This is a genomic window from Pseudomonas sp. NY5710 (genome assembly GCF_013305665.1).
Lineage (GTDB): Bacteria > Pseudomonadota > Gammaproteobacteria > Pseudomonadales > Pseudomonadaceae > Aquipseudomonas > Aquipseudomonas juntendi.
Genome location: NZ_CP045554.1, coordinates 2,498,076 through 2,517,351, shown reverse-complemented (window position 1 = coordinate 2,517,351; position 19,276 = coordinate 2,498,076). Strand labels below are relative to the sequence as shown.

Here is a 19,276-nt window from a genome sequence, read left to right as displayed (position 1 = left end):
GTTGCATCAGCCCTGCCACGGGCTGGCAATGGGCAGGGCCGGCGGCATGCCGCCGCGGCTTTTCAGCACCCGCCATTGGGCGGGGCGGGTATCCACGGCGATGCGCAATGCTGCCGGTGACGGGTTGTGGGCGGCCTGCTGCGGCCGGCAGGCAAAGGCCAGCGCCTGGCCGGTTTCCGCCGCCACTTGCAGGCGCCGCAGGGCACGGTCATCGGCACGCTCGGGCCAGCACAGCACTGCCGCGCAACTGCCCGAGCGCAGGCACTGCTCGGCGGCCCACAGGGCGTCAGCGGGTTCGGCGTTTACCTGCACCAGCCAGCGCAGGTCTACCCCCGCGGCCTGCCAGGCCGGCGCATAGGGAATGAAAGGCGGCGCCACCAACACCACGCGGCTGGCGTCTGCGCTCAGGCGTGCCAGGGTTGGCCACAGCAACTGCAATTCGCCACAACCCGGGTACGCCAACAGCAGTTCGCTCAATGCGGCTGCCGGCCAACCGCCTTCCGGCAAACGTTCGTCCAGCACGGCATGGCCGGTTGGCTGCAGGCCCAGCGGTCGCGCCTGGGCCTGCCGGCCGCGCCATACCCGGCGCTGGTCCAACAACCGGTCGAGGTCGACCACCGCGCCCATCAGTCACGCCTCAGCAAGCCACAGAACACGCCTTCGATGAAGAACTCCTGTGTGGGGAGCACATCGATAGGCGCATAGGCTGGGTTACGTGGCAACAACCGGTAGTGCTTGCCCACGCGTTGCAGGCGCTTGATGGTGACTTCGCCGTCGAGCCGGGCTACCACGATCTGGCCATCACGGGCATCGGCCTGTTGCAGGATGCCGACCAGGTCACCGTCGAAGATGCCGTCATCGATCATCGAATCGCCACGCACCTTGAGCAGGTAGTCGGGGGTGCGCCTGAACAGGCTGGGGTCGAGCAGCAACTGCTCGTGGATGCCCAGGTCCGGGCCGATCGGGGCGCCTGCCGCCACTTGGCCGAGCACCGGGACTTCGAGCATCTCTGGCCGGCGCAGGGGGTCGGCCAGGCGAATGCCCCGCGCCTGGTTGGGGGTGACATCGATATAACCCGCCTGACACAGGGCGGTGATGTGTTTGCGCGCGACGCTGCGCGAGGCAAAACCGAAGCGCGTGGCGATGTCCGCCAGGCTCGGCGGCTGCCCGTGGTCGCTGATGCGCTCGCGGATGAAGTCGAAAATGGCGCGGCGTTTGGGGGTAAGGTTGTTCATGGAGCACATTTGTACTCCTTTCGCCGCGTGCTGAACAGACCCCTTCGTCGTCTGCATTGGTTATGATCCCCCGGCTTGTGTTTTTCTGAACGGGATACCCCATGCTCACCGCCCTGCTGTTCGACCTCGACGGAACCCTTACCGACACTGACAGCCTGCACTTGCAGGCTTTTCGCCAACTGCTGCGTGACCATGACGGCCGCGAGCTGAGCCAGGCCCAGTTCGAGGCCCAGGTCAGCGGCAGGGCCAATGGCGAGCTGTTCGCCGAACTGTTTCCCGGCGCCAGTACCGAACAGTGCGCGAGGCTGGCCGACCGCAAGGAAGCCTTGTTCCGGGAGATGTCGCCGGCGTTGCAGCCCATGCCAGGCCTGCTGCGCCTGCTGGAACATGCCCAGGCCCACACCATGAGCATGTGCGTGGTCACCAACGCGCCGCGCCTCAATGCCGAGCACATGCTCGCTGCCATGGGCTTGGCCCAGCGCTTCGAGCATGTGGTCGTGGCCGACGAGCTGGCCCGGCCCAAACCCGACCCGCTGCCCTACCTTACCGGGCTGCAGCGGCTGGGCGCCGCGGCCGGGCAGGCGCTGGCTTTCGAGGACTCCTTGCCGGGGGTGGCTGCAGCCACTGCGGCCGGTATCTTTACCGTCGGCGTAGCCACCACGCAAACACCTGAGCGGTTGCGGGCAGCGGGCGCACAGTTGGTCATCGCTGATTTCAACGATACCCAGTTGTGGGCATTGGTCGAGCAACGCCAGCGCGCTTGATCCTCGACAGCACCATTGAAGCCCTAGCCATCCCAACCAGCGCGCTGCCCAGGCCACCCCATGCTGATCGACGAAGAACTCACCCTGAAAAAGCTGGAAACCTTCCTCGCCTTCATGCGCAGCGGCAACCTCAGCCGCGCTGCCGCCGAATTGTGCACCAGTTCGGTCAGCGTGCACCGTGCCATCCACTCGCTGGAAAGCGCCCTGCGCTGCGCCCTTTTCAAGCACGAAGGCCGGCAGCTGATTCCGCTGGAAAGCGCCTACGTACTGGAAAAGAAAGCCCGCCTGCTGATCCAGGACGCCGAGCAGATGGTGCGCCAGACCCGCGAAGCTGCCGGCTTCTATGCCGAGCGCTTTCGCCTGGGCGCGCTGTACTCGCTAACGGTAAAAACCGTGCCCAAGCTGGTGATGGGGCTTAAGCTGCGGCGCAGCGAACTGAACATCGACCTGACCCTGGGCTCCAACCTCGACCTGCTGCAGCGCCTGAAAAACCATGAACTGGAGGCCATTCTCGTCTCCCTGGACGAGAGCGTGATCGACCCGGCCTGCGAACAACTGCCGCTGTTTTCCGACGACATCTTCCTCTCCGTACCCACCGATTCCCCCTTCGCCGAGCAGGCCGAGGTGGACCTGGCCGACCTCGCCGACTCCACCTTCATCACCCTGACCCAAGGGTTTGCCACACACCGCGATGGCGCCCGGGTCTTCCAGCAAGCCGGCTTCGAGCCAAAGGTGGCCATGCAGGTCAACGACATCTTCACCCTACTGAGCATGGTCAGTTCGGGCGTGGGCTTTGCCCTGCTGCCGGGGCGCATCGCGGCTGTCTACGAAAACCGCGTCAGGCTGATAGCCCTGCAGCCGCAGTACCGTTTGCAGCAGCATATCGGCGTGGTGTTTCTGAAGGCGCGGGAGCGGGAGCCGAACCTGCTGGCCTTGCTGGCGGAATGCCGGATGTACAGCCTGGAGCGCTAGGCAGTTGCACAGGCACCGATGAAGGGCTACCCCAGCTATCCACTTGAGCAGTTGGGGCCGCTCTGCGACCCATCGCAGGCAAGCCAGCTCCCACAGGGATCGCATCAGGGCTGACAGGTGTTTGTCAGAAGATATGCAGCGCCTGTGAGATCGAGCGCCGCCCGCGCGGCGCTTCGCGGGTAAACCCGCTCCTACGTTTGTTTCGGGCCAATTATGCCTGGGGGATTTGCGCGCGAACGCCTTGGCGCCCACCACGATATCGCGTCGTACGAACAAGGCGATCGCGCGCGCCTGTCACAGGCAATACTGGCCCAAAAAAACGTAGGAGCGGGTTTACCCGCGAAGCGCCGCGCGGGCGGCGCTCGATCTCACAGGCGCTGAAGATGCTGCGGCTACCCTTGCCAGAAACCATAGAATCTCCCGCAGGACGGTGCAATGCTTGAAGTGTGCGCTGTACCTGTGGGAGCTGGCTTGCCTGCGATGGGCTGCGCAGCAGCCCCAATCAGTGTGGCATCACCGTCAAGTAAACAGCATCAGGCATCAAGAGCGGCCTTAGGCTGCGATAGCACCACCGCCAGCCTCAGGCCAACGCCCGCTGCACCTCGCCAACCGTGCTCGCCAGGCTGCTCAGGTGCAGGCTCAGTACCCGCTCGACAGGCGCCTGGTCCAATGGCCAGTGCAAGGCGATGCTCCCGGCCAGGCGGCCTTCGGCATGCACGGGCAAGGCAATGGCGCGAATCAGGTGCGGCAGGCGTACCGGGTACTCCCAGTGGCCCTCGGTGCGCTGGCCGAAACCTTTGTGTGCCTCTTTCTCGATATCGCGCAGCAACGCATCGTCCCCCAGCCGCGCATCGGCTGCCAGGCGTTGTACCTCCTCCAGCCCCAGCTCACCCAGGCAGGCACGGCCCATCGCCGAATGGAACAGGCTGGCATGATGGCCGACGATCTGGCAGGTATGCGGGTAACGCTTGCGCAGGGTCTGCGGAATGGCGCTTTCCATGACCTCCAGCCGCTGACCATCGAAACACGACAGGTCCACCACCAACCCGGTACGTTCGCTCAACTCCAGCAGCATCGGCGCGGCGCTTTCCACCAGGCGCCGCTTGAAGCGCAACTGGCGGTCACCGTACAAGCGCCGCGAGCACAGCCGATAGCGCCGGTCGCTGAGGCCGCGATAAACCCAGCCTTGCACCTGCAAGGTAGCAAGCATGCGCGACACCGTGGCCTTGGGCAGTGTGGTCAGGTAATGCAGCTCTTCAAGGCCCAGTGCCTGGTGCTCGCCCAGCAGGTCGACGATGGCCAGCGCCCGCTCCACCGAACGCACGCCGCCACCTTCTGCCGTGATGCCCATGGGGATGACCTCCTGGTTGCCAGATGGTCAGCATAGCCAGCAAAAAGCGCGCCTGGCCAGCACCTCATGGCGCCTGCACGCTGGGCGGCGGGCAACGTTGCACCCAGCCGGTGAGTTGTTCATGGGCATAGGCCAACTGCAACACGGCATGGTCTGCCTGGGCCGGGCCAATGATCTGCAAGCCCATGGGCAAGCCGCCAGGGTTGAAACCGATCGGCACGCTCATGCTCGGCAAGCCGGCCAGGGTCGGCCCGATCACCACTTCCATCCAGCGGTGGTAGGTATCCATGGGCCGCCCGCCTACCACCTGCGGCCATGGCAGGCCTGCATCGAAAGGGAACACCTGGGCCGATGGCAGCAGCAGGAAATCGTAATGCTCGAACAGCTCAGCCATGGCGCGGTACCAGTCACTGCGGTCCAGCGAAGCCTGGTACAGCGCTGCGGCACTCAACTGCAAGCCGCCTTCCACCTCCCACTGTGCTTCGGGCTTGAGCAGTGTGCGCCGGGCCGGGTCGGCATAGGCTGCGCTGAGGTTGCCATGCACCAGGAAGTGGCGGTGCGTGAGCCAGCACTGCCACAAGCGAGCCAGGTCGAATGCCGGTTGGCAGGCCTCGACCCGGCAGCCCAGCTCGGCGAAGTCGGCCAAGGCCGATTCGCACAGGCTCATCACCCCATCATCCATCGGCAAGTAGCCGTTGTAGTCCCCCAGCCAGCCCACCCGTACCCCGCGCAGATCGCGCTGCAAGCCGGCGGCGAAATCGCGCCGGCCTTCGCTCAGCGCCAGCGGTGCCCGCGCATCTGCCCCGGCCTGAACCGACAACAGCCGGGCCACATCGGTCACGCTGCGGCCCATCGGCCCCTCGGTGGCCAACTGCTGCACGAACAATTCCGGCGCCGGGCCGTGGGGCACCCGCCCCTGGGATGGGCGCAGGCCGAACACGTTGTTGAACGCCGCTGGGTTGCGCAACGAGCCCATCATGTCGCTGCCGTCGGCCACCGGCAGCAGGCGCATGGCCAGTGCCGCCGCCGCGCCACCGCTGCTGCCCCCCGCCACCCGTGTCGGGTCGTAGGCATTGGTGGTAGTGCCGAACAAGGTGTTGTAGCTCTGCGACCCCAGGCCGAACTCGGGCACGTTGCTTTTGCCCACGATCAAGGCGCCACTTGCCCGCACCCGCGCCACACTGATCGCGTCGTGCTGGGGAACCTGGTCGGCGAACAGCGGCGAACCCAGTGTGGTACGCAGCCCGGCCGTGGCGGCCAGGTCCTTGATGGCCTGGGGCATGCCATGCATCCAGCCGCGTGAATGGCCGCGGGCCAGTTCGCGGTCACGTTGGTCGGCCTCGGCCAGCAGCGCCGCGGCCGGGCGTAGCGAGACCAGCGCATTGACCCGTGGGTTGCACCGCTCGATGTGCACCAGGTAGGCCTGCATCACCTCGCGACAGGACAGCTGGCGGGCGTGTATGGCCTGGGACAAGGCTTCGGCGCCGAGTGCGACAATGGGGTCTATGACAAGCGGCTTCACGGTTTCACTCCAAGGTTGAAGGCGGCCCGGTTGCGCGCCCGGGGTAGGTCTTTCAGGCAGTAGGTAGCCAACAAGGTCAGCAGGCAGGCAAACAGTACATAGAACGATGGCGCCACCGGGGTTCCCAGCGCCTGGGTCAGCCAGGTCACGATCAACGGGGCAAAGCCACCGAATACCATGACCGCCACGTTATAGGCCACCGACACGCCGGTGGAACGCACCTCGACCGGGAACTGCTCGGCCAGGGCAGTCGGCGCCGGGCCGAAGAAGCCGCCGATGGCCGTGCACAGCAGCAATTGCATGACCAGCAGGCGGTCCAGGGATGGCGCCGCGGCGACCCAGACATACAGCGGGTAGACCATCACGAAGAATGCCAGGGTGAAGGCCATCAGCACCGACCGCCGCCCAAAACGGTCCGACAGCGCCCCGGCCAGTGGAATGACCACCGTCATCAGGCCCACCGCGAGCATCTGCACCAGCAGCACCTGGTCCAACGGCAGGCCCAGGCTTTTGTGGGCAAACGTCGGCATGTTCACCAGCACCACATAGAAGGACACTGTGGCGCCAGAAGCCAGGCCCATGGCCACCAGCAGGCTGCGCCGGTGTTCACGCAGCACCTGCGGCAGGCTGGGCGAGCGACCCTTGGCCTGGCGGCGGGCCTCGATGAACGCCTCGGGCTCTTCCATGTGCTTGCGAATCCACAGCCCTACCGGGCCGATCAACAGGCCCAGCACGAACGGGATACGCCAGCCCCAGCTGTCCAGCGCCGCAGGCGAGCACAGATGGGTCACCAGTGCCACCATCGCCGCACCGCCGAACACCGCCAGGCATTGCCCCACCAGTTGCCAGGAGCCGTACAGGCCCTTGCGGTGGGCCGGGGCACTCTCCACCAGGAATGCCGTGGCGCTGGCGTACTCACCGCCCGTGGCAAAGCCCTGCAGCATGCGCGCCACCACGATCAACAGCGGCGCGGCCATGCCAATGGCCAGGTAGTCGGGGGCAAAGGCGATCATGGCGATCGACACGGTCATCAGGCGGATGATCAGCTGCATCGCCGCCTTGCGCCCCTTGCGGTCGGCGTACATGCCCAGCAACACACCGCCCACCGGGCGCATGAAAAAGCCGACACCGAAGGTGGCCAGGGCCATCAGCAGCGAGGCGTATTCATCGTCGGAGGGGAAGAATTGCCGGGCGATGATGCTGGCCAGAAAGCCATACACGATAAAGTCATACCATTCCAGGGCGTTGCCGATGACGGCAGCCACCACTTGGCGGGTGCGTGACACGCCATTACTCGAAGTCTGCATAGGGGACACTCCACACGGTGATTGGGTGATCGCCCGGGCACGGTCGCACCCGGGTTCCAGCGGCAGTCGGTAAAAACGGCAGGATCAGGCAGGTGCTAGCCAGCGCTCTGCCAGCGCGCCCCAGTAGGCAGCGCCGGTCAGCAGGATGTCGTCGTTGAAGTCGTAGCCGGGGTTGTGCACCATCGGCCCCGCGACGCCGTTGCCGATGAACAGGTAGGCACCCGGGCAGCGTTGCAGCATCCAGGCAAAATCCTCGCTGCCCATTAGCTTGCGGGTGTTGGCATCCACCGCGTCGGCGCCCAGCAACTCCACGGCTACCTGGGTAGCGAAGGCGTTTTCTGCCGGGTGGTTCACCAGCACCGGGTACGCCGGGCGGTGTTCGATGCTGGCGCGGCAGCCGAAGCTTTCAGCCTGATGGGTGATGATCGCCCGCACCCGCTGCAGGGTCTGCGTCCGTACTTCAGCATCCAGCGCCCGCAGGCTCAGGCGCAGCAGTGCCTGTTGCGGGATCACGTTGGCCGCTTCGCCGGCCTGCAGGGCCCCCACCGTCACCACCGCTGCCTCCTGGGCATCGATATTGCGCGCCACCACGGTTTGCAATGCCAGCACCACACTGGCGGCGGCGACCAGCGGGTCAACCGTCAGGTGCGGCATGGAGCCGTGGCCCCCCACCCCATCCAGGGTCACGGTGAGCAGATCTTGCGAAGCCATCATCGGCCCTTCACGCAAGCCCAACTGCCCCGCGGGCAACCCTGGCATGTTGTGCATGCCGAACAATGCATCGCAGGGAAAACGCGTCAGCAAGCCATCGGCCAGCATCGCCTCGGCACCACCCTGCCCCTCTTCTGCCGGCTGGAATATCAGCGTCAGTGTGCCGTCGAACTGCCGGGTGGCGGCCAGGTAGCGGGCGGCACCGAGCAGCATGGTGGTATGCCCATCGTGGCCGCAGGCGTGCATGCAACCCTGGTGCTGGCTGCTGTAGGCGGCACCGGTGGTCTCATGAATGGGCAACGCGTCCATGTCGGCACGCAAGCCCAGGCGGCGCTGGCTGCTGCCATTGCGCAGCACGCCCACCACGCCCGTCTTGCCAATGCCGGTGTACACCTCGTAGCCCCATTGTTCCAGGTGGCGGGCGACCAGCGCTGAGGTGCGGTTTTCTTCGAAGCCCAGTTCCGGGTGGGCGTGAATATCATGGCGGATCGCGTGCAGGTCGCTGGCCACATCGTTCAGCCAGGCCAGGATGTGCTGATGTCGGGACATGTGCAGTCTCCTTGTGCGGGTGGTTTCCCGTTCTTGTTGTTCGCCTTGAGGTCACGACGGGTGAGGCAGGTCGTGCTGGCTGCCAGCTAAACCCGGCCTGCCGTGGCACACAACCGAAACTGGTTTCATGCTGCGGAACAAAAGCCTGGTGCTGGTAGTGCTCCATCCCGAGGCCACGCATAGAAAACCTTCGCTGGCGCATAGGATTACAGACGCGAATGATTCTCGATCAGAGGCTACAATGCCGGCCGTTGCGTGCCCGTGCGGGGTGCGCGTTGCCGATATCGAGGAACGGGCATGGCCAGAACAACGCTGGTGGGGGTTTTCACAGGGCTTGTGGTCGCAGGCGGTATCACGCCGACGAGTGCGAGCGAACGGCTGGTGCTGGAAGACACTGTGGTGGCCAGCGACAAGCTTGAACAAGCCCGCGACCAGTTGCCTGCCAGCCTCTCGGTGATCGACGCCAGGACCCTGCAGGCCACGCCAGTGGACTCGCTGGAACAACTGGTGCGGCGCACCCCGGGGTTCACCTTCCAGCCCTTTGGCCAGTCAGGCACGCAACTGCCAGTGGTGCGCGGCCTGACCTCCAATGCCACGGCCTTCTCCAACTCGCTTCTGATGCTGGTCGACGGCGTGCCGGTGTTGCGCGGCCAAGGCTTCGACAATGACCTGGTGGGCGTCGAGCGCGTGGAGATCCTGCGCGGTCCGCAATCGGCACTGTACGGTCGCAACGCCGAGGCTGGCGTGCTCAGCGTGTTCACGCGCCAGCCGGGCGAGGCCGACTACGCCCGGGTGGAAACCGGGCTGGGCAGCCGTGACAAGCGCCTGGTCAGCGCCGACCTGAGCACCGCGCTGATAGAAGGCACCCTGTATGCAGGCGCCGCCGGCCAATGGACAAGCCAGGACGGCTACCTGGACGATGACTTCGCCGGTGGCAAAGCCGACGACCGCGAGCGCCAGAGCGGCCGCCTGACCCTGCGCTGGACGCCGGACGCGCTCACCGACGCGACCCTGCGCTACAGCACCCTGAAATACCGCGACCAGGCCGCGCAATGGGGCAGCCGCACGGGCCGCGACCGGGCAGTGAATTCCGGGCTGGCCGGGCGTAACCACTCCAGCGGCGACACCTGGTCGCTGGACCTGCGCCGGCAACTGGGCGGCGACCTGGAACTGCGCTCGATCACCGCACGCAGCGTGTTCGACGACCGTCTACGCCAGGACACCGACTTCCAGCCAAGCGACCTCATGCACCTGGCCCGCGACTACCACTTCGAAACCCTGAGCCAGGAACTGCGCCTGAGTGGCAGCCACGGGCAAAGCCGCTGGCTGCTGGGCGCGTATGCCGACCGTGAAGACCACGACCTGGATTACCAGCAGAAACTGCCGATGGGGCTCAGCCGCACCCAGGCCGGCCTGGGTGGCAATACCGCCGCGCTGTTCGGCCAATGGCTGCAGCCGCTGTCCGGGGCCTGGTCGTTGACCTTGGGTGGCCGCTATGAGTACGCACGTGCCTGGATCGACCCGGCAGGCAACCGCAACCAGTCAGACAGTTGGCAGCACTTCACCCCCAAGGTGGCATTGCAGTATGCGCTGGGCGACGATGCCCAGGCCTATGTCAGCTACAGCCAGGGCATGCGTGCGGGCGGCTTCAATGCCTTCGCCAGCAGCGCCGGCAACCCCGCGTACGACCCGGAGCAGGTGCGCAGCGTTGAGGTGGGCCTGAAGGGCCTGACCGCGGACCAGCGCCTGCGCTACTCGGCGGCGCTGTACCGCATGCAGGTGCGTGACATGCAGGTGCAGCAACTGGTGCAGCAGGGGCTGGTGTACATCACCAATGCGGCGGCGGCGACCTCCACCGGCCTGGACCTGGACCTGGAATACCTGCTGGGCGAACGCTGGACCCTCACTGCGGCGCTGAGGCTGAACCGCACCCGCTTCGAGCGGTTCCGCGAACGGAGCAACGACTACGAGGATAACCGCAACCCGTTCGCCCCGGACTTCACCGGCCACCTGGGCCTGCGTTACGACGCCGATGCCGGCTGGTACGTACAGGGCGCGCTGAGTGCGGTGGGCAAGGTGTATCTGGACGCTGCCAATACCTATCGGCGCCCCGGCTACGGCCTGGTGGACCTGAGCGCTGGCTACCGCTTCGGGCAGTACACCGTCAGCACCTATGTCGACAACCTGCTGGACAAGCGCTACGACGCCCAGGGGCTGCTCAATGGCGCTGTGACCGTGTACAGCCCGCCACGCGAGGTGGGGATGAGGATCAGCTTCGAGCTATAGCGGGTGGCGCGCCGCTGCGACCCACGCCATGGCCTGCAGCGGCGCCCTGACCGGGCTCAGCGCTTGCGCCCGAAGATCGACTTTGGTGACCGCCCAAAATAGCGGGTGAACGCCACGGTGAAGTTGTTCGGGTATTTGTACCCCACCTGCCACGCCGCCTGCGCCACCTGTTGCCCGGCCTCCAGCAAGGTCATGGCCTTGCGCATGCGCAACTCCAGCAGCATGCGTGCCGGTGTGGTGTCGAACAGGTAACGGAACCCCTCCTTGAGCTTGTGTTCGTTCATGCCCACCGCCGTGGCCAGGTAATCCACGGTCAACGGCTTGTCCAGTTGCTCGCACAACAGGTTGCGCGCCCGCTCGACACGCTGCACGTCGCTGGTACTCAAGGCCGCGGCGGTGCTGGGCGGCGGCGCCAGCAGGTTGAACTGCTCGGCCAGCAGGCTGAGGGTGTGGATATGCAGGTCCAGCCGGTGGGCCGGGTCCAGACCGCCCGGTTGCAGGTAGCGCACCAGTGCGGCGGCATGGGCTTGGGCGGCCTGGGAGCTGGGCCGGTAATCCAGGCGGTGCAACCGGCCGCTGCCCAGCACTTCAGTGGCCCGTGCCTCGCCCACGTACTTGCACAGCGTCGCGTGGTCGATCACCACGCGCAGTTGCGAAGCGGTTTCATTGGCCTGGTAACGGCGCTCGCCAGGCGTGGCACGGAAGGCGGTGATGGTGGTGTGCCCCGCCTCGAACGCCAGGGTGCTGCCGTCCTGGCCGATGAAGCCGGATTTTCCCTGCAGCCCCACCGTCACCACCATCACGTGGCCGTCATGCGGCCCGCAGGTCTCCTCTACCAGCGGGCGTGTGGGGTGGTAATGCAGGCGCCCCAGCGACAGGCCTTGCTCCAGTTGCAGCAGGTCGGTGTGGCACTGCCCGTAGGCTTCGTCCAGTTGCAGGCGCAGGCGCCCGTCGGCGCTCAGCGAACGGTGCCGGGGCTGGTCCAGGCCCAGGCGGCAGGTGGCGTTGCTCGTGTTCATGAAGACATCCCTGAGGATCTGCGGCCTTCGCACCGCATAGAAACGGCTCCGGCTCGCATATTTTATGTGAATGATTCTTATTTAATATATACCACCCTTTGAGCTGATTCGGCCATGCCCCGTTTCGTTCCTTATCCGTGGGCCCGCAACGGCCACACACGCGACAACTACAGGAAGTTACCGTGACCCGACTTGCACCCCGCCCCCGCAACCTGCACCCCACCGCCACCCACCCCTTGCAAGCCTGTTGGGACCTGCAACTGGGAGGGCTGGCGGCCGACGCCTTGCAGCTGGCGCTGGCACACGGCCTGTTCGATCACCTGCAGCAATACCTCGCCCCCGCCCAGGTGGCGCAGGCCCTGGACTGGCATGCCGAGAGCGCCGACTACTTCCTCGAACTGCTGTGGAGCCTGGACCTGCTCGAACGCCATGCTCAGCACCCAACGCGCTACCGCAATAGCCCGCTGGCCGACCGCCACCTGCGCAGCGACGCGGTCCAGTACTGCGGCGATGCCCTGATGTTCCGCCACCGCGTGCTGCGGGAAACCGGCGCACAACTGGCCGGCTACCTGCGCACGGGCATGCCGCGCCAGGCGCCGAGTACCGCCCAGCTCGACCAGGGGTGGGCCAATGCCGCCCGCTTGCAGATCGCCCAGGAACAACGAGCGGTCACCTGCGACAGCGCCTGTGCCTTGCTGGCCAGCCTGCCGGAGTACCCACGCCTGCGACGCCTGCTCGACCTCGGCGGCGGGCCGGGCCTGGTGGCCATCGCCCTGGCCCGGCAACTGCCGGCGCTCAGCGGCGTGGTGCTCGAATACCCCGAGACGGCACAGGTGGCCGCCGACAATATCGCCGCCGCCGGCCTGGGCGCCCGGCTGAGCGCGCGCGGCGCAGACCTGAACAGCGAAGACATCGGCAGCGGCTACGACCTGATCTGGTGTTCGTCGGTGCTGCACTTCGTCGACGACCTGACGGCCACCTTGCAGCGCCTGCATGCGGCGCTCGCGCCCGATGGCCTGCTGGTGTGCTGCCAGGCTGAAGTGCCCCGGGCCCGTCAGGTCGCGGCCCAGGTGCTGCCCTACTACCTGCACATGCGCCTGCAAGGCCGCCACGTACTGGCCGAGGGCGAGCTGGCGCAACTGCTGCGCGACAGCGGCTGGCGTGGTGTAGAGCAGGTCGATGGCGTGCGCTACCCACTAACGCCGGTAACAGCCGTGATCGCCCGCAAGGCCAAGGAGTGACACCATGACCCGCCCCCCTGTCATCGCCCTACAACTGCTGTTCGGCTGGCTCAACCTGGCCTTGGCCGTGCCGAGCATCTACCTGATGTTCGGCCTGCCGCTGGTCATGCGCCAATACGGCTGGAGCGGGACCGAGATTGGTCTGTTCCAGCTGGCCGGGCTGCCGGCGGTATTCAAGTTCCTCATGGCCGTGCCGGTGCAGCGGGTGCGCCTGGGGCGCTCGCCGTTGCCGCGCTGGCTGGCGTTGCTCGGTGGCGTGCTGATCGTGCTGTACGCGCTGATCGCCCGCGACAACCTCATCGAACAACGCCTGGCGCTGTTCGCCATGACCTTCGCCATCAGCATCGTTGCCACCTGGATGGATATCCCGCTCAATGCCCTGGCGGTGCAATGGCTGCCGCGCCACGAACAGGTGCGTGCCGGCAGCATCCGCGGCGCGGCCTTGTTCGTGGGTGCGATCGTGGGCGGCGGCGCGATGTTGCTGGTGCAGTCGCGCCTGGGCTGGCAGGCGCCGTTCGTGATCATGGGCGCGGCATTGGCACTGGGGGTGCTGGCGCTGCTGCTCGTAGCCAGGCGCCTGCCGAGTGTGCCCACACCGGCAGCCATGGCACCGGGCCTGGTGGCCGATTGGGCCGGCTTTTTCGGCCAGCCGGCGGCACGCCAGTGGACCTGGTTGCTGCTCAGCGCCTTCCCGTTCATCGGGGCGGCCTGGCTGTACCTGAAACCACTGCTGCTCGACCAGGGCATGGCCCTGGAGCAGGTGGCCTGGCTGGTGGGCATTGCCGGGGGCACGCTGGGCGCACTTGCCAGCCTGGTGGGCGGGCGCCTGATTCCGCTGCTGGGCACGGCACGGGCGATTGTCCTGTACCTGCTGGCGGCGCTGCTGGCTTTGCTGGTGCTGGGCCTGGCGGTGTGGCTGCGGCTGGGCCAGCCCTGGCTGATCGCCGGTGCATTACTGCTGGCCTTGGCCATGGGGGCGGTGTCGGCGCTGATGTTCGGCCTGACCCTGTTCTTCAGCCGGCAGCAACGCAGCGCCAGCGACTATGGCCTGCAGTCGAGCCTGTTCGTAGTCACCCGTCTGGCCGCACCGGTGCTCGCCGGCCTGCTGCTCGACCGCCTGGGCTATGGCGGCCTGTTGGCCAGCCTTGGCGCTGGCCTGGCGCTGGCGCTGGTGCTGGCGTGGCGGGTGCGCCACAGCATCGCCCGTAGCACCGACGCCTTGTTGCGCACCCCCGGCGACGCCGCCCCAGGCACCGCTTCCATCACCTTTGAGGGTAAACCATGAAGCCACACCGCTACGGCATCTGCCTGATCAGCCGCGATCCGGCGCTACGGGCCGACGTCAGCGCCGTGCTCGACCGGCTCAACCACTGGCTGGGGCATGAGACCCCGCACGCCAGCCAGCACTGGCCCGACGCCCAGTTGCAGAGCCTGTACCGCCAGGTCGCCGGCCAGGCCGAAGCCTACCTGCGCCAACAGGCCAAGCCAGGTGCGCTGGCCCTGCAACTGCTGGCCTTCGACGACCTTGCCCAGGCCCAGGCGGCGCTGGCCACCGCCTGCCCCTGCGACCACGTGCTGCTGGACACCCGTGACCTGCAAGCGCAACCCGAGCACGACCCCTTGGGCGCCCTGCTCGACACCCAGCCCGAAGCCCGCCGCTCGCCCAGCAGCGCCGTGCTGCTGTGCCATGCGCAGCACCTGCAGCACTGGCTGACCCGCCTGGGCGGCAACCGCCTGCTGCGCGTGCCCCACGAAGACCGGGCGCTGCGCCGCGCCGACCTGCTGCGCCTGTTCGTCGACCACCTGGAGCACGCCTACTGCAACCGCTTGCTGGCACGCACCACCCTGCAATCGGCTGAGCCGGTGAGCCTGGCCCGCGACATCCAGCAGCGCATGACCCAACGCTGGGGCCAGGCCTGGGATTGCCATTTCTTCACCGGCTCCATGGTCGCCGGCCTGCTCGACTCGCTGGGCGAGCTGCTGCGGCCAACCGCCTGCGGTTTCCACAGCGCCTGCAACGAGCACGCCCTGGCGGTCAGCGCCCTGGCCGGCTGGCAGCTGTACCAACGGGCCTACGTGATCGTGATGACCTCGGGCATGCTTGACGAGATGCGCGGCACCCTGGCCAACCTCAAGCGCGCCGGTGCGCCGGGCCTGGTGGTCTGCGCCGACTCCCCGGAGTCGGTCTGGTTCGCCTTCCAGGGCACCCTGGACGCCGACAACGATGGCCATCAGGTCATCGCCGCCCGCGGCCTGTGGCAGCGCTTCGTGCGCCGCCCGGATGAAGCCGCGGCCTGTGTCGAACAGGCCTTCGCTGCCCTTGACCAACGCCCGGCGCCGACTTTCCTGTTCGCCACCCAGGCGGTGCTCGAATCCCGCGCGCAGCTGGAAGGCCCGCCCCCGCCCATGCCCGCCACAGCCATGCAGCAGGCGCTTACGGCACCGGAGTTGGCGGCGCTGGAGCAGTTGCTGGAGGTAATCAACCACACGCCTTCACGCCTGCTCTGGCAATGCGGGCGGCTGGCTGCCGACGAGCGCCAGCGGGTGGTCGAACTGGCGCGCCGCGCTGGCATCGCGCTGGCCGACAGCATTGTCGCGCCCGGTAGCGTATGCGCCTATCAGGACCAGGAGCCGGTGCCCAATTACCTCGGGCCGCTGTCGATGTACGGATTCAGCCGCCGCGTGCACGCGTTTCTCGAAGGCACCGACAACGAGCCGGGCAAACCCTGGCTGATGTTCGTCAAAAGCAAGATCGACCAGTCCGCCACGCCCTATTCGGAAGGTCGCCTGCCGAGGCTGTTCCACATTGCCCAGGTCAACCACCAGCCCGGCCATATCGCGCCGTTTTGCGAGCTGCCAGTGCCGCTGGCCCTGAACAGGGTGCTCGACTACCTGGAGCCGCGCCTGGCCGTACCGGCCGCGCTGCTGCGCACCCGCCGCGAGCGGCTGCAAAGGTTGCAGCGCACCCGCGAGGCGCTGCCCAGCGACCAGATCGAAACCCTGCCGATGACGCCGAATTACTTCTTTCATCGCCTCGGCCAGTTGCTTGGCGAGCTGATCGAGCGCGACGGCTACCGCTACACCGGTGTCTACGACGTGGGCCGTTGCAGCCTGTCGGCCCTGCGTAACCTGCCCCGTACCGACGCCGGCTTCTCCGGTTGGTACGGCCGGGCGCTGATGGGCGATGCACTGATGTCGCTGCCCTACATAGCCCTGAACGACGAACGCCATGTGCTGGCGTTCATTGGCGACGGTGCCCGCGCCCTGGTGCCGGACATCGAGCAGCGCCTGGCGATGAGCCTGGCCAGCAGCGCCGATGCCGGCCAGCGCAACGTCACGGTGATGTACCTGGCCAACGGCGTGCTGTCGATGATCCAGACCTACCTGGACAAACGCTATGCCTGCCACGGCGCCAGCCAGGTCAACGTGCCGCTGGCCGAGGGGCCGCTGTGGGAAGAGCGCGCGTTCGGCCCGCTGCGTGTCTGCCGCGCCCGCCTGCTGCAGTTCTGCCCCGACACCCTGCGCCAGGCGCTGACTGCGCCGGGGCGCCTGAACTTCTTCGACGTATGGCTGGGCCACAACTCCGAGGGCGATGGCTTGAGCCTGGTCTCGGAAACCGCCTGGAGCCGCCTGAACATGGAAAACTGCTGATGAAATTCGGATTCATTGCCCACCCCACCTCCATTGGCCTGCTGCATCAGGTCAAGCTGGTGGACATGCTCGACCGCACCCTGGAAGAACAGGCCTGGGGTTACCAGGCCGAGCGCTGGCAGCAGCGCAACCTGGTGCCGTTCATCGATTTCGGGCGCATCGTCAGCGCCTGTGGCGCCGAGTGCTCGGGAATGCTGCAGTTCATGCCGCTGACCGCCGAGCAGATGCTGCGCCAGCCGCGCGCGATTGCCGAACGGGTGCTGCAGGGCGTGGCCGCGCTCAAGGCCGAAGGCGCCGAACTGGTGGGCCTGGGCGGTTTTACCGCGATCGTCGGCAACCGCGGCGTGGCGACCATGCAGCAGGCTGAGGTGGCCGTTACCACCGGCAACTCGCTGACCGCCTTCGCCGCCTACGCCAACCTGATGGACAGCCTGCGCCTGCTGGGCATCGCTGCAGCGGACGCCGAGGTGGCGGTACTCGGCTACCCCGGGTCGATCGCCCTGGCCGTGGCGCGGTTGCTGGCCGAACAGGGCTGCCGGCTGCGCCTGGTGCACCGGGGCAACGCCCAGCAGGCCCAGGCGCACCTGGAATACCTGCCCAGCCAGTACCACGCCCAGGTCACCCTGCACGACAACCTTGAAGACTGTTACGCCCAGGTGCGCTTCTATGTAGCCGCCACCTCCAGCGGCGGCCTGATCGACCCACGCCGGCTGCTGCCAGGCTCAGTGGTGCTGGATGCCGCCTTGCCCAAGGACGTGATGGACGTGCCCCACCAGCGCCGCGACATCCTGCTGGTGGACGCCGGCCTGGTCTCCGCCAGCCCCGCCGTGCACCTGGGGCTGCGCAGCCTGGGCCTGGAGCCCAAGCGCAGCCTCAATGGCTGCTTGGCCGAAACCATGATCCTGGCGCTGGAGGGCCGCGCCGAGCCATTCTCCCTGGGCCGTGAGTTGCCGGTGCACAAGGTGCTGGAGATCGGCCGCATCGCCGAGCGTCACGGCTTCAGCCCTTCGCCCATGAGCCATGACGGCGAAGTGCTCGCCAGCGAGGCCTTCGACCGCCTGCACCGCCACCACCACCCGCGCCGTGCGCTACGCGCCAGCGACGCCACCGACGAGCCCCTGGCCTTGCGCCGCGAAGTGCTCAACAGCTTCGCCGAGCACATCAACCCGGTGCTGCGCGAGTTCTACCGGTTCAACCACATCGAGCGGGTGTTCAGCCAGGGCCAGGGCTGCTGGCTCACCGACCTGGACGGCCGGCGCTTTCTCGACTTCGTTGCCGGCTACGGCTGCCTCAACACCGGCCACAATCACCCGGCCATCAGCCAGGCCTTGCAAGGCTACCTGCAAGCGCAATTTCCCACCTTCATCCAGTACCTCTCGGCGCCATTGCACGCCAGCCTGCTGGCCCAGCGCCTGGCGGCACTGGCACCCGGTGGGCTGAACCGGGTGTTCTTCAGCAACTCCGGAACCGAGGCGGTGGAGGCGGCACTGAAACTGGCCCTGGCCGCCAGCGACAAGCGCAGCGTGGTCTACTGCGACAACGGCTACCACGGCAAGACCCTGGGCGCACTGTCGGTGACCGGCCGGGCCAAGCACCGCACCCCCTTCGAGCCCCTGCTGCCGCGCTGCGACAGCCTGCCCTTCGGCGACCTGCACGCGTTGCGCAGGCGCCTGGAGCAAGGCGACGTGGCTGCCTTCATCGTCGAGCCGATCCAGGGCGAAGGCGGCGTGATCCTGCCACCGCCTGGCTACCTGGCTGGGGTTCGTGCGCTGTGCGATGAGTTCGACTGCCTGTGGATACTCGACGAGATCCAAACCGGCCTGGGCCGCACCGGCAAGCTGTTCGCTTGTGAGTGGGACAATACCGCGCCGGACATCATGGTGCTTTCCAAGTCGCTGTCCGGCGGCCTGGTGCCAATCGGTGCCACGTTGTCGCGCGACGCCGTGTGGGAACGTGCCTATGGCGATATCGACAGCTTCGCCCTGCACACCTCTACCTTCGGTGGCGGTAACTTCGCTGCCGCCGCAGCCCTGGCGGCGCTGGATGTGCTGGAGCAGGACGGCCTGTGTGCCAATGCAGCCGAAGTGGGAGCGTTTCTGCAGGCCGGCTTGCAGCGCCTGGTGGACCGCTACCCGTTCCTGGTGGCGGTGCGCGGCCGCGGGCTGATGCTGGCGATCGAGTTTCACCAGGACATGCGCGGCGGCGTGCAGGCGTTGGTCAAGGAACTGGCAGGGCGCATACCGGGCCAGGCCATGGCCACCTACCGCATGCTGTCGGGCGCTGCCCGCGCGCACCTGGAGGCCGCCGCCCAGGCATTGGAGCAGAACCTGGAAGACATGTTCGTGCTGCGCTTCATGACCAAGCTGTCCGAGGAACATGGCGTGCTCACTTTCGTTACCGCCAATAACAACCGGGTGATGCGTATCCAGCCGCCGCTGGTGCTCACGCGCGAGGAAGCCGAACGCTTTCTGAGCGCCTTCGCCAGCGTCTGCGAGGACTTGGCCACGTTCCAGTCGTGAACCACGGGGGCTGCCACGCAGCCCCTTTGCGCCCTGCCACCGCCCCGCCGACAAAACCCATAGTTTTACCGCGCTTTGCCATACGAATCGGGCCGCTCGGCGGATTGAACCGGCGGCTCACACAATTGAAAATGGTTCCAGTTCGTATC

General features: G+C 66.9%; 14 protein-coding genes. 7 read left to right on the top strand and 7 right to left on the bottom strand.

Translation table 11 applies throughout. From position 1 onward, the window contains the following. Nucleotides 1–6: 6 nt before the first annotated feature. Nucleotides 7–627 carry a translesion DNA synthesis-associated protein ImuA gene (gene imuA, locus GEV39_RS11395; RefSeq protein WP_173889026.1) on the bottom strand — a complete coding sequence of 207 codons (621 nt, stop codon included), beginning with the start codon at nucleotides 625–627 and terminating at the stop codon, nucleotides 7–9. After that, on the bottom strand, nucleotides 627–1,235 hold the full coding sequence (lexA, locus tag GEV39_RS11390; protein ID WP_009682717.1) for a transcriptional repressor LexA: 609 nt from the start codon (nucleotides 1,233–1,235) through the stop codon (nucleotides 627–629). The genes imuA and lexA overlap by 1 nt, the downstream gene beginning before the upstream one ends. A 101-nt stretch (nucleotides 1,236–1,336) precedes the next feature. On the opposite strand from lexA, the gene GEV39_RS11385 reads away from it, so the two are divergent. Both GEV39_RS11385 and GEV39_RS11380 read left to right on the top strand, forming a co-directional pair. Further along, entirely contained in the window at nucleotides 1,337–1,999 is a 663-nt protein-coding gene (locus tag GEV39_RS11385) for an HAD family hydrolase (RefSeq protein WP_173889024.1), read from the top strand. 60 nt (nucleotides 2,000–2,059) lie between these two features. Then, complete coding sequence (locus GEV39_RS11380; RefSeq protein ID WP_173889023.1) at nucleotides 2,060–2,971, top strand: LysR family transcriptional regulator; 912 nt, start codon at nucleotides 2,060–2,062, stop codon at nucleotides 2,969–2,971. A gap of 580 nt (nucleotides 2,972–3,551) precedes the next feature. On the opposite strand, the gene GEV39_RS11375 is transcribed toward GEV39_RS11380, so the two are convergent. From GEV39_RS11375 to GEV39_RS11360, 4 genes are all read right to left on the bottom strand, one after another. Then, a complete protein-coding gene (locus GEV39_RS11375; protein WP_173889021.1) occupies nucleotides 3,552–4,322 on the bottom strand; it encodes an IclR family transcriptional regulator in 771 nt (256 codons plus the stop codon). A gap of 64 nt (nucleotides 4,323–4,386) precedes the next feature. Then, complete coding sequence (locus GEV39_RS11370) at nucleotides 4,387–5,844, bottom strand: amidase (protein ID WP_173889019.1); 1,458 nt, start codon at nucleotides 5,842–5,844, stop codon at nucleotides 4,387–4,389. Next, nucleotides 5,841–7,151 (bottom strand): citrate-proton symporter, encoded by a 1,311-nt coding sequence (locus GEV39_RS11365; RefSeq protein WP_173889017.1) that lies wholly within the window; start codon nucleotides 7,149–7,151, stop codon nucleotides 5,841–5,843. The genes GEV39_RS11370 and GEV39_RS11365 overlap by 4 nt, the downstream gene beginning before the upstream one ends. Before the next feature lie 84 nt (nucleotides 7,152–7,235). Further along, nucleotides 7,236–8,411 carry a M20 aminoacylase family protein gene (locus GEV39_RS11360; RefSeq protein WP_173889015.1) on the bottom strand — a complete coding sequence of 392 codons (1,176 nt, stop codon included), beginning with the start codon at nucleotides 8,409–8,411 and terminating at the stop codon, nucleotides 7,236–7,238. Nucleotides 8,412–8,708: 297 nt separating this feature from the next. On the opposite strand from GEV39_RS11360, the gene GEV39_RS11355 reads away from it, so the two are divergent. Further along, nucleotides 8,709–10,697, top strand: coding sequence for a TonB-dependent receptor (locus GEV39_RS11355; RefSeq protein ID WP_173889014.1), 1,989 nt, complete (start codon nucleotides 8,709–8,711; stop codon nucleotides 10,695–10,697). Nucleotides 10,698–10,753: 56 nt separating this feature from the next. Here GEV39_RS11355 and GEV39_RS11350 read toward each other — a convergent pair whose 3' ends face one another. After that, on the bottom strand, nucleotides 10,754–11,716 hold the full coding sequence (locus GEV39_RS11350) for a helix-turn-helix domain-containing protein (protein WP_173889012.1): 963 nt from the start codon (nucleotides 11,714–11,716) through the stop codon (nucleotides 10,754–10,756). A 182-nt stretch (nucleotides 11,717–11,898) separates the two neighbouring features. Between GEV39_RS11350 and GEV39_RS11345 the strand changes: the two genes are divergently transcribed. Genes GEV39_RS11345 through pigE form a run of 4 tightly spaced genes read left to right on the top strand, consistent with a single transcriptional unit; the run spans nucleotide 11,899 to nucleotide 19,127 of the window. Further along, nucleotides 11,899–12,957 carry a class I SAM-dependent methyltransferase gene (locus GEV39_RS11345; protein ID WP_173889010.1) on the top strand — a complete coding sequence of 353 codons (1,059 nt, stop codon included), beginning with the start codon at nucleotides 11,899–11,901 and terminating at the stop codon, nucleotides 12,955–12,957. A gap of 4 nt (nucleotides 12,958–12,961) precedes the next feature. Further along, nucleotides 12,962–14,242 carry an MFS transporter gene (locus GEV39_RS11340; RefSeq protein WP_173889008.1) on the top strand — a complete coding sequence of 427 codons (1,281 nt, stop codon included), beginning with the start codon at nucleotides 12,962–12,964 and terminating at the stop codon, nucleotides 14,240–14,242. Then, on the top strand, nucleotides 14,239–16,608 hold the full coding sequence (locus tag GEV39_RS11335) for a thiamine pyrophosphate-binding protein (protein ID WP_173889006.1): 2,370 nt from the start codon (nucleotides 14,239–14,241) through the stop codon (nucleotides 16,606–16,608). The genes GEV39_RS11340 and GEV39_RS11335 overlap by 4 nt, the downstream gene beginning before the upstream one ends. Further along, complete coding sequence (gene pigE / locus GEV39_RS11330; protein WP_173889004.1) at nucleotides 16,608–19,127, top strand: prodigiosin MAP biosynthesis aminotransferase PigE; 2,520 nt, start codon at nucleotides 16,608–16,610, stop codon at nucleotides 19,125–19,127. Before GEV39_RS11335 ends, pigE begins: the two co-directional genes overlap by 1 nt. Nucleotides 19,128–19,276: the final 149 nt, after the last annotated feature.